This is a genomic window from Hominibacterium faecale, assembly GCF_020734085.1.
GTDB classification, from domain to species: Bacteria; Bacillota; Clostridia; order Peptostreptococcales; family Anaerovoracaceae; genus Hominibacterium; species Hominibacterium faecale.
In genome coordinates, this window is the sequence record NZ_JAJAGH010000013.1 from 60,429 (window position 1) to 76,020 (window position 15,592).

The following is a 15,592-nucleotide window of genomic DNA, read 5'->3' on the forward strand; positions in this document are numbered from 1 at the left end:
AGATGATATTAAAAAGCCTGGCGCCCTGCTTATAAATAGTAGGCACCAGGCTTTTATATTAATCTATTTTTCAACCGCTTAGTCTTCCTCTTGTTCAAAAATAAAGGTATACAAGGTTTGATAAAGTCTCTGCGGATCAATCGGTTTTGCAAGATGTGCGTTCATGCCGGCCGCCTTGCTCTTTTCAATATCGTCATCAAAGGCATTGGCGGTCATGGCGATAATAGGAACACTCTCTGCATCCGAATTGCTGAGGTGCCGAATATTGACTGTTGCTGACAGCCCGTCCATCAATGGCATGCGGATATCCATCAGGATCGCGCTGTAATATCCAGGCTCCGATTTGCTGAACATCTCCATAGCCCGCAGACCATTCTCCGCGGCTTCTACCTGAAATCCTTTGCTTTCCAGCAGCATAACCGCTACTTCCGTATTAATGGCATTGTCTTCAGCCAGCAAGATACGCTTTCCGGAAAAATCGTAATCAAAATCCTCTTTTTTCTGCTCCCGTTCCTCTTTCTCTCCCATTGCTTTGGAAAAAGCAGAAACCAGCGATGATTTGAACATCGGCTTACTCATAAGCAAATTGACACCTGCTAATTTTGCTTCATGCTCGATCGATCCCCAATCATATGCCGTTATGATAATGATCGTCACCTCCGGACCTACGATCTGACGAATACGCCTTGCAGTTTCAATCCCGTCCATTTCAGGCATCTTCCAATCGATCAAGATCATATCGTAATATTTTCCAGAGCTCCACAGCTCCTTGACCCGGTCGATGGCCTTGCGACCGCTATCCACCCACTCAGCCTTAACGCCCATTTCATGTAGCGTAACCACAGCGCTTTCGCATACTGCCACATCATCATCTACTACAAGTGTTTTTAAGTGAGAGAAATTATAATTTTGCTTTTTCTGATGGTTGTGCAGCTTTTCATCTTCCTTCAGCCCCAGCTTGACGTCAACTGTAAACTCGGTTCCAATGCCTTTGATGGAGCGAACAGCAATATTTCCATCCATCATATCGACGATGTTTTTGCTGATTGCAAGTCCCAATCCGGTGCCGCCGTATACGGCCGTCGTACCTGTTGATTCTTGAGAAAAGGGTTCAAAAAGGTGAGGCAGAAATTCTTCACTCATGCCAACGCCCGTATCATTAACAATAAAACGAAGAACGGCATCGTTTTTTGTTCGCTTCCGCTGTGAAACGGACAATGACACTTTTCCCCCATCTCTTGTAAACTTAATGGCATTACTCAGGATATTAATGATAACCTGCTGCAGCTTCATAGCATCGCCAATATAATAATCATCCAGAACCGGATCGATAATACATTCATATTCTACGCCTTTGGATGCTGCCTGAGAATAGCAGATGGAATTGATGCCTCCAAGGAATTCTTCTGTTGGGATTTCCTCATTTTTCAACAGCATCTTACCGCTCTCAATGCGGCTCATATCCAGTATATCGTTGATTAATGATAGCAAGAACCTGGAAGAAATACCGATTTTGGAAATACATTCAGCCACCCGGTCGTCATTACCAATTGCCTGGGCTGCTATGGTGCTCATTCCAATAATCGCATTCATCGGCGTACGAATTTCATGACTCATACGGGACAGAAAATCCGTTTTAGCCGCATTGGCTTGTTCTGCAGCCACCAGTGCTGAAGCCAATTCTTCCTTCTGACGCTGTTCCTGCTGTACAATATCGGTCAAGTCCGTCCTAGCTGCACAAACACGTTTCAGCTCTTTGCTGATATAGAAAATCTGAAATCGCTTTATACGGGGATGCTTTTCATTTTCATCGAGAAATTCAGTAACAAAGCTGTAAGAATCCTGCTGTTCAAGCTGTTCTTCCATATATCGATACTCCAGGTTGTCCAAATAGATTTCTCTCGATGGACGATCCATCAATTTATCTGCAGCGATGCGAATTTCTTTTTGGAACTTTCCCTGCGAAGGGATTCTGCACGCCTCACTGCCAGGCAGGGAAATAACACGGTATGTATCCTGTGCAATATCAATTTCCATGATATTATCGTAATCAAGGTCGGCAATGCGTGTCAACAGCTGTTCTTGCAGCTTTTGCTCCGTAATATCCAGGGTATAGAAGAACATGATGATATCTCCGCTCTCCGGATTGAGGCAGGTACGGAGCCTTGTACTGCCCCAGAAAATACTATCATCGTTTCGCCTTCGCAGATAATCGAATTGATAATCCACCTTGCCGGCTGCATAGTCCGCCAGCACGCTCTCTTTCGCCAGCGTACCGGCCATCTTTAGCCCGTACGTCTCATCCACTGCTGAATGGGATAGACTTCTTACGATATCCTCATAGGAATCGCCGATTTTGGCTACAGCCACATCCGATGTAGATAGATAGGACTCCACCCTATCCTGCGTGACATTAACCGTTCCCTGAATACTACCGTCATCGGATGCCAAGGAGGCAAAATAGGCCAGTTCTTGCTCATAGAGTTCTCGAACCCTCTGCTGCAGCTGTTTTTCCTCCGTGATATCCACAAAAACACAATAGAAGTATGGTTCGCCGTCTTCCTCCACAAACATCTGCGCTTTCACCGAAACCCACTTTACAGCGCTATCTTTGCAGCACAAGCGATTCTCCACCTGAATACTGCTGCCGTTTTTAAGCTGCTCTCTTAGGTTTTTTTCCAACATTTTAAAGTCATTGGGATGAATGACCCGAGACATTTGATTACCCATATCCGCAAACTCTTCGCGTGAATAACCTAAAAACTCGAACAGCCCGTCATTTGCATCAATAATGGATAGTTCTTTGTCATACCGGCATCTGAACACAGCGCCGGGAATGTTGTTATAAAGATGCATGACTTCTTCCTGCGCCTGTTTCTGTGCATTGATATCAATACAAACAGAAGAAATGGCGGCTCTTCCATCCTCTGCTATCGTAGATCTTCCCAGATCGTGGACCCAGATATAGGAGCCGTCCTTCTTTTTCATACGGTATTCAACCACATATTCCGTTCCATGCTTTAGCTGTTCAGCCACAGCCTCATCGACCCGTTTGCGGTCATGGGGATGTATACAGTTAGAAATCATTCCGCCGATATCAGTGACAAAGTCTTCTTGACTTTCATACCCCAAATAATCCAGCATCTTTTGGTTGATGTAATAAAAGGGGAACCCCTCTTCTATGTATCCGCCCATCATGCCTCCCGGCACCGAATCATTGAGCAAGGCTTGCCGCTGCCGTGCGATCGTCTCCATTACCAGGGTTTGTGGATAATGTTCGCCTCCCTTTTGGCTGCTCCCCGGCTCGGCAGCATAAAAGCTGCAAATCTTCCAGTCCCCTTGTCCGTCCTGCAGCAAGGAAGAAAAGATGTGCAGTTTCCAAGAATACATAGAGTTCTTAAGGGTCATCTCCATAGATAAATTGCAAATGCCTTCTCCCAGACGCTGTTCAACGATATTTGCCAGTTCGCAGGAAAAAGGTTCTTTCATCTCGAGGATATCCTGGCGGATGTATTCTGTCATGGAAGATTTTCCCTGAGCATGCTCATTGCTGCTGGTTCCGACAAAGTTTATATCTTCTGTCAAAAAGGACACTGCGCCTACAGCATCTCGCTGCTCAAACCATTCGCTGCAGAACCTGTTTATCGTTTCTATCGCCGTATTGTTATGTTTCATTTTTGAGGCCCCTTCCATAGGCAGCATCCTCCCTTATTTTTTCCCTTGGCATTGTATAAAGCTTCATCAGCACGGTTAATCCATTCTGTAATTGATTGGCCCATACAATCACAGATCGCCACTCCCCCAGAACAGGCTGTGGGAGATTGCTCCTTAAAATAATTTTTTTGTAGGGCCCGGCATATTTCTTCACCCTTTTTTATTGCTGTTTTCTGTGAACCAAGCCTTTTCATAATAACAACAAATTCATCTCCTCCAAAACGAGATAGGAGATCCGTTTCTCTCGTATGCATACGCAGAACATTGCTGAATTCCTTCAGCATTCGATCGCCTTCCGCATGTCCAAAAGTATCGTTGATCTCTTTTAAATTATCCAAGTCAAAGAGAAAAACAGCAAATGGCAGGTCCTCTTTTTTCAACGACTCCGCAGCAGTATCCAAACCTCGACGGTTTAGAAGCTGGGTCAAGTAATCCCGATATGCATCTTCTTGAAGTATTTGCTGCTGCCTGCGGAATGAAGCAGCACCGCTGGCGCGAGTAACCCGTCTGCGCAGGCTTTTTAGCGTATGGGGCTTGAAGGCAAAATCGTCGGCTCCCATCTGCAAGGCCTGCTCCTCCATTTGTTCATCCGGCGGAGCGGTGACAATCACAGAAATGTCCCAAAGCGCCTTTTCCTTTTGCAGCATTTTCAAAAGCGTAAATCCGCTTTCCCCTCCCAGCGTCAGGCTCAGAATCACAACCGTCAGCCTATCTTGATTGCTCATGATGGCAGAAATCGCCGAATCGGCCTCTCCAGCTTCCAAAACCTGATATTTATCCTCAAACGTTCTGCGGACTTGGTCCCGATATTCCTTCTGTTCATCGATCACAAGAAGTATCTGGGAATGGGTTTCATCCTTGTGATTCCTGCCCCCATCCCTGCTCATAACAGCCAGCTGCCCGCTCTTCAGCAGATTTTCGAATTCGATGGCGGGCATAGGCTTTGCGAGGTAATAGCCTTGCACATAATCACAGCCCAATTCATTGAGGCGCTCCAACTGTTCTTTGGTTTCCACTCCCTCTGCCACAACTTTAAGGTCCATCCAGCGGGCAAGGCCCATAATAAACCGCAGCACCCCTTCATCAGCAGGTTTTGCGGTCTCGTTGCGAATAAATTTCATATCGAGCTTTAAAACATCCAGAGGCATCTCATTGAGCATATTCAAGGAGGAATATCCAGTTCCAAAGTCATCCATTTCAATAATAAATCCCCGCTGGCGCAAATTATTAACTGTGTCGATGATCTGTTCCTGATTCTCCGTATAAGCGCTTTCCGTAATTTCCAGGTGCAGAAGCGACGGAGAAAGCTGGTACTTTTCAATAAACCCGACTAGAATATCACAAAGATCCGCCTGATAAATATCGGCCCTGGACACATTTACAGACACCGGAACCTGTGGATAGCCCTGATCGATCCACCTCTTCAGAATTGCGCAGGACCTTTCCCAAACAAACTGATCCAGCTTTGTGATAAATCCGTTCTTTTCAAATAGTGGTATAAATTCGGCCGGCGATAAAAACCCCCATTGAGGATGATTCCAGCGTACTAGCGCTTCGGCTCCGGCCAGACACCCACCTTCAGCCGTATATTTGGGCTGAAGATAGACCAAAAATTGTTCTTCGGCAAGAGCTGCTTCCATACTATCGGTGATCGCCTGCTCGCGAAGCAGCTGGTTTCTCAAGTTTTCGTCATAGACGGCAAAATGCTTCCCATACTGCCCTTTGATGCTGTGAGCCGCAAGAAACGCTCGATCGCACATCTGCTCCACAGAAATTGACCGATCTTTAATGGCATAAATACCCCATTTGAGCACGACGCTCTTTGTATTAGACAATACGTTAAGCTGTTCTTCGTTGCGTACGAACAGATCATCCGTATAATCGCTGCGTCGTTCCATAAGGCACACAAACTGATCTGCGTTAAAGCGCCCGCAAATACCGTCTTCTCCTACAAGATTGGTATACATGTCCGCTACTCTGCAGAGAAGCAGATCGCCGGTGGGAACGCCGAAAATATCGTTGATCAGTTTGAAGTTTTCAATATCGGAACAGACAATATCATATTCCTGGTCCGGATGCTTTAAAAGGCTTTCATTAACCCTCTGGTAAAAGAATTCTTTACTGTTGAGGCCAGTCAGCTGATCATATTGAAATTGGTTGATCATTGCGGCGGTCTCCCTCAAATGTATGATACTGGCGACTCGATGCAAAATAACCTGCGGATTATATGGCTTAGGCACATAGTCGGAAGCGCCGTGGGCCAGAGCCGAAACTTCATCAGATTCGCTGTCGCTCTGGGTGGTTACGATCACGGGAATTGCAGAAAGCGAAGGATCAGCCTTTGCTATGGTAAGGAAGGTATATCCATCCATCACCGGCATAATGATGTCCAGCAGAATCAGGGCTATCTCTTCAGCATGTTCCTGTAAAATCGCTAGTGCCTCTTCTCCGTTGGCGGCTTCTAAGACCACATACTTATCATCCAGAATTTGGCATAGCATGGTTCTGTTAATGTCATTATCTTCTACAATCAGAATTTGTTTTTGCGGCATCATTGTGTTCTACCTCTCGCCTGAAAGCTCTTTAACTCTTGTTTTTAAGCATATACGGTTATATTATACCTTACGAGGGCCGGCCGCGCAACCGAACTCCGACCTTGCGGCAGGTGGTTGTTTTGACTCCTTGCGTATTGATTTTTTCCTCTCATCTTCGCTAATTAGAGAGCTTTGTCGACACGAATTAGACCTCAGGATTGCAAGGCAATTACAGTATATCCTATTTTCTTCCAAACCACAAACAAAATAGGAGACAAATCCCTATGAGTATTGGTATTTTTCTGCTTTTAATCGGGGGCTCTTTGAATACGGCCCATCAGGCTTCAGGCAGATACCTATACAGCACACAACAAAAAAGAAAAGGCCGCACCCCGAAGGATGCGGCCTTTTTCCTGTTATGCACTATACTAGTTATAGCAATTACAGAAGATAATCACTAACAGTAAGAAGAAAAATAATAAGCTAGTATCGATACCTTCTCCGTTGAGAAGTCCACAGTTGTTACCCATTTAATTCACCTACTTTTCTAATTTTTAACTTCAATATAGACTATGGCTCAGGACCCGAAAATGTTACTTATCCTTCAAAATTTTCTTACGGCAGATCTGTTCTTTCTTCTTGTGGTGAATAGGAGGCTGCCAGCTGAAAGGTCCCCTGTTTTTGGTCGTACTGGTAAATTGAGTTGGATAGGATTTCGAAATCCTGGGTACAGACCCGGTTGCCTTCCTCCAGCAGGCTCACCAGTTTTTGCAGATTTCCTTTTTCTTTGGGAACGGCCATAATTTCGTGGATCGAGCTGGGGATTAGATAAAAGTCTCCGCCGATCTTCTCAGCCAGCATCTGGACAGCCTCTCGGTACATCATTGTTGTAGCGCCATGTAGTTTGGATTCATTAGTCATCACATAGAGCATATCTGACAGCTTGAAAATTTCCACTGGGAACAGTCGTGCTGTATTCTCGTAAGCAGCTTGATCTAGTTCTTCCCGGCTCAATCCCATTTCTTGCATAATGCTGTTGTTGATCATTACCGTTGCCATCCCCTGTTCCTCTTTGCCCATAATGATACGGTAAATGACGGATAAGTCCATCACTTCTCTGTGAGGGACCGTCTTAAGCAGCTCCTGATTTCTGCGGGTATTGATTAGATTCATAACAATAAAATCCTTTCGCTTACTCAAATCCAAATCCAGTTCTTCAGTAGAAAAGCGGGCCGTATAGTGGATAATCAGCGCTGCCATCTTGCAGAGAACCCGATCCAAGTCCTGACACTCTTGGAATAGCTCATACATCTCGTCCATATAAATATTCGGCATGGCAGCGATGTCCGCTGTGCGCTCCGGTCTTACGATCAAAGTATCCTTTTTCTGGTTAATCTTGCAAACGGTACGAATCTCTACCCGATTATTCATAAATCCGGGAGGCAAGAAATCCTTAATGCGTTCTGTAATAACTTCTTTAAATAATTCATAATCCATCATAATTTAACCCCTTTACTTTATGGAAATAATTTACATTAACAGAATAGCACTCAATTTCGAATTTGTCAATATTTTACATTTAAAACCAACCTAACTTTTCGCCAAACAAAGCTAAAAATTATTGCAAAAAAAGAGATCACCTTTCCCTTTCGGAAAATTTGATCTCTGTCAGTATTCATTCTTTAACTTTTCTTATGACGTCTGATGAACAAGATACTGGCTGCTATCGCAGCTAACAGCATGGTGACGAACCATCCTGTCAGGCTGGTATCATCTCCGGTCTTTACAGCCTGAGCTGGAGTATTTTTTTCATCCTGACTGGAAGATCCGGCCTGTGGGCCGTTCTGATTTCCATTGCTGCCGGCTGCCGCCTCTTCGTCCTTTACCCATTTAGCATACAAGGTAAACGGTGAATCAACAAGGGTATTGAAATCATAAGTTAACCTATAATTTTTATCTGTATACCATCCAGCAAAGGTGAAGCCTTTGCGCACAGGGTCTTCCGGTCTGGTAATGGCCGAATGGAACCTGACCGTTTGGGGCTGGACCGGCGTGCCTCCCATAGTGTCAAAGTTTACGGTCACCGTCTCTGACGTGAGCAGCGCATAGGTTGAAAATTTATCGGTAGACATCCAAATAGTGCCCGTTTCCCGATTGATCTGATCGGTAGGAAGGATCTCCGGAACTCCATTGTGTATGCGCACGATACGGACGCTCTGATCCTTAATCAGCGAGGGATCAACTTGGATTGCAAACTCCAGCGGTGTATGAACGCTGGTGAGTTGAATGTTGTCCTCGGTGGTCTCTATACCGTTTTCTGCTTTTCGAACGACTTTCATCACTACCGAAAAATCCAGGTAAGCCGCTGCCTTTTCATCACCGGATGCAAGAGAGTGAATCAGGTCCTTTTCATTAGCTGTCACATTATTGTCATCCAGTTTGTTCGCATAAATGGTGATGGTAACACGCACCTCATCTTTGGAGGTTATATCTTTCAGCAGCTCCCGAATCTTAGCTGCGTCCTCTTCCGAGATTCCCTGGGGTGTTTTTCCTTCCAGAATGGCTTTTACTGCTTCCTTGGCATCCTTAGCAGCGGCGTCTGCCGTACTCTGTGAAACGCTTGCCGGATCGCCTTGTGACACGTCGGGTTTATTTATGGTAACTTCTGGTTCAAACGTGTATGGAACCACGGTTCCCGGAAGGTTCTTATCATCCAGCTTATACTGCATGTACTTTGCTTCGTCATAATACTTTGTATCCAGTATCGTATTATAAGTTCCGCCGGTTATAAAATCCTCATAATTTTCGCTGTATACCGACGCGGCATCTGCGGCCGTGCCAGTCTTATTGAAGGTGCCGCCGGTTATACTCAGCTTCACATCCTTGAAATTTTCCTGCAAATTGGGATTGTACTCATAAAGCGCCTTGCTGCCTTCGATGGTTCCGCCGGAGATGGTTACATGAATGGGTAATTTTGTTACATGCTGAACCACTGCAATTCCTGCGCCCTGTGTGGTAATGCCATTGTCATTGTTCTGATATTGAAAGGCATCGCTGCCCGTTACCTTGCCGCCGTTCATGTTCAGTGTGCCGCTTCGAATCTCCACACCTGTCTTTCCGGTGATTTGGCCGCCTTCGATCTTGAGGACGCCGAAGTGGGGCTGATAAATGGCCGCAGCCTTCTCCGATGAAACCACTGCCGGCTCTTTAATTGTAATCTCTGTTTTGTTGTCAAGGTTATTGTCGGTGCCATTGCCGGAAATGGCGAAGGTTTCCGTGCTTTTAACAGTACCTTCCACCTTGATTACAGCATTTTTCTCTGCTACGATCCCAAATTTAGCGCCGCCGTCAATTACTGCATCGCTGGCTATGGTGACATCGGCGCCGTTTACCCGAATTAAATTCTTGGTACTGGTTCCGGCTTTCACCGTACCGTTCTTGATTACTGCCTTAATCAGACCATCGCTTGTTTTACGGGAGAATGTGATTGCGGAGCTTGTTCCCTTTCCAGTCCATGTACACCTGTTCAAATCAATGACCACATTGTCGCTGGATATAGTCTGGGTAGCTTCCACATCCTTTAAAAGAGTCAGTGTTTCACCACTTGCCGGCGCTATATAGCTGCTACTATTGCAGTAGACGGTACTTCCATCTGCTGTCGTAATCCGTGCAACTGCTACTTCCTTTTTTTCTGCCCAATAGTACCCGCTTTTCCGAAACACGTCTTTTCCTGCAGGAGTGGAAAGCGTTCCTCGCAGAATACCTTTTCCGTACTTTGCACTTTCAGGGGCAATATAAACATATCCTGCTGATGAAGATGTCCCTTCAACCAGTACTTTTCCACCGCTCTGCACATCCAGCACACATTTGTCATGGATACCTAAACGTTTACTGTTCTCCGCTACAGTCAATGTCCTCCCCGCAGGAACGGTCAGCGTTGCACCTTGATAGCCCTCGCCCTCAGCCCTGCCGTACACATCCAGCAAAACATTTTCAGGGATTACAATATCTTCTGTCAGCGTATAATTTTCACGCACATAGACGAGTTTTGTACTTTCACTATTATCTTTGGCCGCAGCCAGCGCCTCTTTCAAAGAATTATAAGTTCCCAACTTATTTTCTTCTTTGTGGTTGCCTGTCACATATGCGTTCCATACCTCAATCGGCCCATCCGCCACTTTCGCTGCAGGCTTGGCTACCGTTTCTGCGAATACAGCGGAATTCATCGATAAGGCCAAAATCAGGGCCATTACCCATGCCAGGGTTCTTTTTACTGCCGTGGTTCTCTTCATTTCTCTCTCCTCCAAAACTCTGCATGAAACCTATGACTCTGCTTTTCGCTCGCCATCGCGCTTTTATCTACAGGATGTTTTGTATGTTTTCCATTAGTTACACATACTAATTGCTGCATGTAACTATACCTTGCAAGCCATGTCGCAGCAAGATTTACTATTTTCTTCCTTGCGGCAACGCCGTACTTGATGGGGAAAATAGTATACCATATTGGCAGCTTTTTAACAAGATTAAGGGAGTTTTTACCAGAACAAGGCAACTAAAAAGCCGGCCCACAGACACAAGCAGACTGCATGCCGGCATTTTTATCAGTTTAATAAAAGAAACATTTTCCACAGACCTCCGGTGAAGGAATGTATTCATCGATGGTCTTGCAGTGAGCCTGGCAGAGCTTCCGATCAATCCCCTTTTCAGTGATTGCCCCGGCCGGGCAGGCCTGAATCATCTCCTGGCTGCAGGATACGCCTTGTGCTTCCTGGTAGCAATATTGGCGCTGAATTTCCTGATAGGTCGCCTCCAGCTGATCCGAATCCAGAACTTTGAATTCTTCCGCGTAGCACCCGTCCGTTATAATCGAACCAAATCGGCCGGCAAACCCGTTTTCCGTTTGGAATGACCCGGCAGGCCCGAATTCTCCCATTCCGGCGGCATAAGCCACCAGCTTGTGAGACCACTCTTCTCTGCATAGATCTTCGTCCCAATCCGTAGGCGTATTGGTGCATGAGGACAGTCTGCCCACTCCATCCAGTACTTCACGGATAACCCCGTTCAAACGCATGGACAGCCACATGGAATCGTTGAAAGCAGTCAGCCACGCTTGGGAAGGCTCCTTCCCTCCACGGTTGCTTTCGGTGATTTCCGGCGCATAGGGGACAAAATGAACGACAGCCGTGTTCCCGGGCCGGTAAATCTTCTTTGGATGGTCGCAGATGTTTCTTGAAAAGTACATATCGAAAATGGGATTTCTCGTGTCCGCATAGCCTACGAGAGGTTCCCCGAATTTGGTCTTAATATCCTCTCTTTCCTGAAACTCCTTCATAGCTGTTTTCACAGCCTCCAATATCTTTTCTTTTATATCCATTCCAAATTTCGCGCTCATAATCGCTCCTCTCCGGGCCGCATCGCCCTCTATTCCTTGATTCTTTCTATTTTAAAAACGTTGATAACTCTTGCATCCGGGCAGCAAAACAGGCATTCGTCCTCGTTTTCCTCGCCGGGAACGGTCCCGCCGTATCGTAAAATGTCGATATACGGAAACGCCGTGTGGAGCATCATTGGGCACATTTTATCCCGGTCCTGATCAAAGTCAAAGGAATCTCCGATCCCATGCCCGTAATGACATGGGCCCTTTTCTTTTTTATCCACCATCGTAATTTTTATCTTCGGTCTTCCCGCCAATTGACTCACCTCTCTTTCGGGACTTTTGCTTCTACCACTTTATCTCATCTTTGGCCTGTTTAAAAGTGTCAATTTTTATGTATTTTCTGGGGTCAATTTTTCAAGGCCCGGAGGATCCGCTCTGCTGCGTCCCGGATGTCCTCCTGTCTGATGCCGCCGAACCCGGCCATAATCAGGTTCCGCTTGCAGCCCAGGGCAAAATATTTGTCCATCGAATAGACTTTGACGCCCTGCCGCTCAATGCGCACCATCATTTCCTCACCAGTGAGCCGCCGTGACTCGACAATCAGATGGAGGCCCGCGCCTTTTCCCAGCAGGCGAAAATCTGGCCCCAGGCCCTTTTCTAGCTCTGACACCAGGATATCGTGTTTTCGCTTATTGGCGAGGCATATTTTTCGTACATGCCGCTCCCAGCTGCCTTCGGCCATGAAAATCCGAAGGGCGTCCTGCACGGTGGCGGAAACGGTGTTGTGGTATTGGGAAAACCACATGTCATATCGGTTTTTCAGCTCCGCAGGCAGTACCATGTAAGCCAGGCGCAGGGAAGGGGCCATGGCCTTTGATGTGCTGCCCAGATAGATCACCTTGCCGCAAGGGTCCAGACCTTGCATGGAGGGGATGGATCTGGCACTATAGCGGAAAATGCTGTCGTAATCGTCTTCAATTATATAAAATCCGCCTTTCTGGGCCATTTGGATCAGCTCCATTCTGGTCTGTATAGGCATCACTGCGCCCAGGGGAAATTGATGAGACGGCGTCACGTATACCGCGTCAATCCTTTCTTCTTTTAGCAGTTCCAAGTCAATGCCGTTCCTTCCCACCTGAACTGGAACAGGCTCTACCTGGTGGTTTTCCAGGACCGCTCGCACGCCATCATATCCCGGTTCCTCAATGGCGCACCTTTTTGGCTTCACCAGCTGAACCAGTATGCTGAGCAGCTGCTGGGTTCCACCGCCGATGATGATCTGCTGGGGACCGCAGGTTACGCCCCGGGCCCGTTCCAAATAGTCGGCCAAATAAGTTCTCAGTTCCAGGTCACCGCAGGAATCCCCATAAGCGGCCAGCTTGTTTCCACACTCGCACAGGGCCTGGTCCATCGCTTTTCTCCATTTTCCCAAAGGAAACTCGTCCATGTGGCAGTTGCCGTATCTCATGTCATAGCGATAGCTGCGCCCGGCGCTCCTCGCTCTATGGTATTCCTGCATTCTCTTTGTCACGGCTTCTTTATCGATCAGGGAAGCGTCCACGTGCTTGACGTAATAACCGCTCCCCCTTTTGTTTTTCAGATAACCTTCTGAGCAGAGCTGGAGATATGCCAGCTCCACTGTGTTGCGGCTCACCCCGAGATTTTCCGCCTGGGTTCTGATGGCTGAAAGCCGGTGGCCTTCTTCCAATTCTCCGGAAATGATTTCTTCCCGAATATGCTGATAAATTTGCGTGTACAAAGGTATTTTACTTGCTCTGTCCAGAATAATCATGATTACCTCCAAAATTGTAACCTATAAGTTTATTATAATTGGCCCTTTCTCCTAGTGCAATTTGTTTTATAATAAATGCATGACATTCGGTATCGAGATCACTGTAATAGAAAGGATAGAAACCATGAGTAGAGAAATGTACAAGAAAGAAAGACAGATCGCGGATGAGACGGTAAAGGAAATGCTGCTGAGCTGTAAAGAAGGAACTCTGGCGGTAAACGGCGATGACGGCTACCCATACTGCATACCAATGAATTTTGTGTATACAAAGGATGCCATCTATATGCACAGCGCCAAGTACGGGTATAAAATCGATGCGCTCAACGCTGATAAAAAAGTCTGCTTTTCCGTAATTGTGCGTTCTGAAGTTGCACCGGAATTATTCACCACCCGCTACGAGAGCATCGTGGCCTGCGGCGACATGGAATTTGTTGAAGACGACAGCGAAAGACGCATGGTCATGGAAACGTTCATCGATCGCTTCTCCCCGGACTTCCACGAAGGCGGCATGAAGTTTATCAAGGGAGCCCTGGGAAAAACAGCTGTACTTAAATTGAACATTAAGGATATAAAGGGCAAGGCTTTCCGTTCTGATAAGTGGTAAGCAGCGCCGAAAAGCCGATTCGACTTAATCATTCTTCTAACCGGCGCAGCCGTAGCCCCCGGAAAACTTCTGTGAAACTATGCATTTTTTTCGCAAAGTTGTGGGTTTACGGGGCCTGATTTGGTGAACAGGCAGGGTTTTCGGCTACAAGGTCGATTCACAAGGCTACAGCCGTTGGAAATTGCGTAAATTTCAAAAATTTTTCCTTATATTTTCCCTCAACTGCTCTTCCACTAAGAAACAGCTGCGCCCACCAAGCGCACCGCACAAAAAAGGCAGCGTACCGCCACCAGTCCGCTGCCTTTTTCAATTGTCTATCAAACCTGCCAGCTGTTGAGATACTGCTCCTGCTCCGAAGTCAGGGCATCGATTTCGATCCCCCAGCATTCCAGCTTTCTTCTGGCAATTTTATCGTCGATCTCAGCCGACACATCGATCACTTTCTTTTCCAGATTGGAGTGATTTTCTTTGATGTACATGGCGGAAAGCGCCTGCACCGCAAAGCTCAGATCCATGATTTCCGCCGGATGTCCGTCCGCGGCGGCGATGTTGACCAGCTTTCCTTCTGCGATGACGTTAATCCACTTCCCGCTGTCAATGCGGTAGCCCATGATGTTTTTGCGGGTTTCCACTTTGTCAGAAGCGGCTTTCTCCAGGCCCTCCATGTCGATCTCCACGTTAAAATGTCCGGCGTTGGCCAGGATCGCCCGATCCTTCATCTTCCTCATATGGTCCACCGTGATCGTATGCTTGCATCCGGTGGCGGTCACAAAAAGATCCCCCAGCGGAGCCGCCTGATCCATCTTCATCACGTCGAATCCATCCATTCTGGCTTCAATGGCTTTGACCGGATCGATCTCGGTGATGATCACCTTTGCCCCCAGCGCCGAAGCCCGCATGGCGATTCCCCTGCTGCACCAGCCATAGCCTACGACGACCACCGTTTTGCTGGCAACAATCAGGTTGGTATTGCGCATAATGCTGTCCCATACAGACTGGCCTGTGCCGTAGCGGTTGTCAAAAAGGTGCTTGCACTGGGCGTCGTTGACAGCAACCATGGGGAACTTGAGAATACCTTCTCTTTCCATGGCCTGCAGACGAATGACGCCGGTCGTCGTTTCTTCGCAGCCTCCCCAGACCTCTTTTGCCAGATCCGGCCGCTTGTTGTGGAGCAGCCCCACCAGATCCCCGCCGTCATCGATGATAATATTGGGTTTCTGCTCCAGGCACATTTCGATATGCCGCTCGTATTCCTGGTCCGTGGCTCCGTGATATGCGTAGACCTTCAGGCCTGAATCCACCAGAGCCGCGGCCACATCATCCTGGGTGGACAGCGAATTGCTGCCGGTTATGGACATCTGGGCGCCGCCGGCGGCAAGTACCAGACATAAATAAGCGGTCTTGGCTTCCAAGTGGACCGACAAGCTGATTTTTACGCCGTCAAAGGGCTTTGTTTTACGAAATTCTTCCTCCAGCCCGGACAGCAGCGGCATATTGTTTCTCACCCACTCGATTTTCTGATGACCCGATGGAGCCAGGGTGATATCTCTTATCTGATTGTTTTCCATACG

The 15,592-nt window shown here is 47.1% G+C and carries 9 protein-coding genes; 1 reads left to right on the forward strand and 8 read right to left on the reverse strand.

All coding sequences use genetic code 11. The annotated features are described in order from the left end of the window. Nucleotides 1–78 precede the first annotated feature (78 nt). From LG211_RS16925 to pdxR, 7 genes are all read right to left on the reverse strand, one after another. The gene (locus LG211_RS16925) at nt 79–3,675 is read right to left on the reverse strand and encodes a response regulator (RefSeq protein WP_269478049.1); all 3,597 of its coding nucleotides are present in this window, start codon (nt 3,673–3,675) and stop codon (nt 79–81) included. Next, complete coding sequence (locus LG211_RS16930; RefSeq protein ID WP_148397458.1) at nt 3,672–6,269, reverse strand: EAL domain-containing protein; 2,598 nt, start codon at nt 6,267–6,269, stop codon at nt 3,672–3,674. The genes LG211_RS16925 and LG211_RS16930 overlap by 4 nt, the downstream gene beginning before the upstream one ends. A 594-nt stretch (nt 6,270–6,863) precedes the next feature. Next, a complete protein-coding gene (locus LG211_RS16935) occupies nt 6,864–7,748 on the reverse strand; it encodes a DUF5688 family protein (protein WP_148397459.1) in 885 nt (294 codons plus the stop codon). Between the two features lie 182 nt (nt 7,749–7,930). Beyond that, the gene (locus LG211_RS16940; RefSeq protein ID WP_269478050.1) at nt 7,931–10,540 is read right to left on the reverse strand and encodes an InlB B-repeat-containing protein; all 2,610 of its coding nucleotides are present in this window, start codon (nt 10,538–10,540) and stop codon (nt 7,931–7,933) included. Nucleotides 10,541–10,854: 314 nt separating this feature from the next. Beyond that, on the reverse strand, nt 10,855–11,640 hold the full coding sequence (locus LG211_RS16945; protein ID WP_269478051.1) for a hypothetical protein: 786 nt from the start codon (nt 11,638–11,640) through the stop codon (nt 10,855–10,857). A 29-nt stretch (nt 11,641–11,669) separates the two neighbouring features. Then, nucleotides 11,670–11,939, reverse strand: a complete 270-nt coding sequence (locus LG211_RS16950) for a TIGR04076 family protein (protein ID WP_148397462.1) — start codon at nt 11,937–11,939, stop codon at nt 11,670–11,672. Between the two features lie 92 nt (nt 11,940–12,031). Then, a complete protein-coding gene (gene pdxR, locus LG211_RS16955; RefSeq protein ID WP_253020876.1) occupies nt 12,032–13,417 on the reverse strand; it encodes a MocR-like pyridoxine biosynthesis transcription factor PdxR in 1,386 nt (461 codons plus the stop codon). A gap of 124 nt (nt 13,418–13,541) precedes the next feature. Here pdxR and LG211_RS16960 point away from each other — a divergent pair, with 124 nt between their 5' ends. Beyond that, nucleotides 13,542–14,021 carry a pyridoxamine 5'-phosphate oxidase family protein gene (locus tag LG211_RS16960; RefSeq protein WP_227755499.1) on the forward strand — a complete coding sequence of 160 codons (480 nt, stop codon included), beginning with the start codon at nt 13,542–13,544 and terminating at the stop codon, nt 14,019–14,021. A gap of 317 nt (nt 14,022–14,338) precedes the next feature. On the opposite strand, the gene LG211_RS16965 is transcribed toward LG211_RS16960, so the two are convergent. Beyond that, nucleotides 14,339–15,589, reverse strand: a complete 1,251-nt coding sequence (locus LG211_RS16965; RefSeq protein ID WP_269478052.1) for an adenosylhomocysteinase — start codon at nt 15,587–15,589, stop codon at nt 14,339–14,341. Nucleotides 15,590–15,592 lie beyond the last annotated feature (3 nt).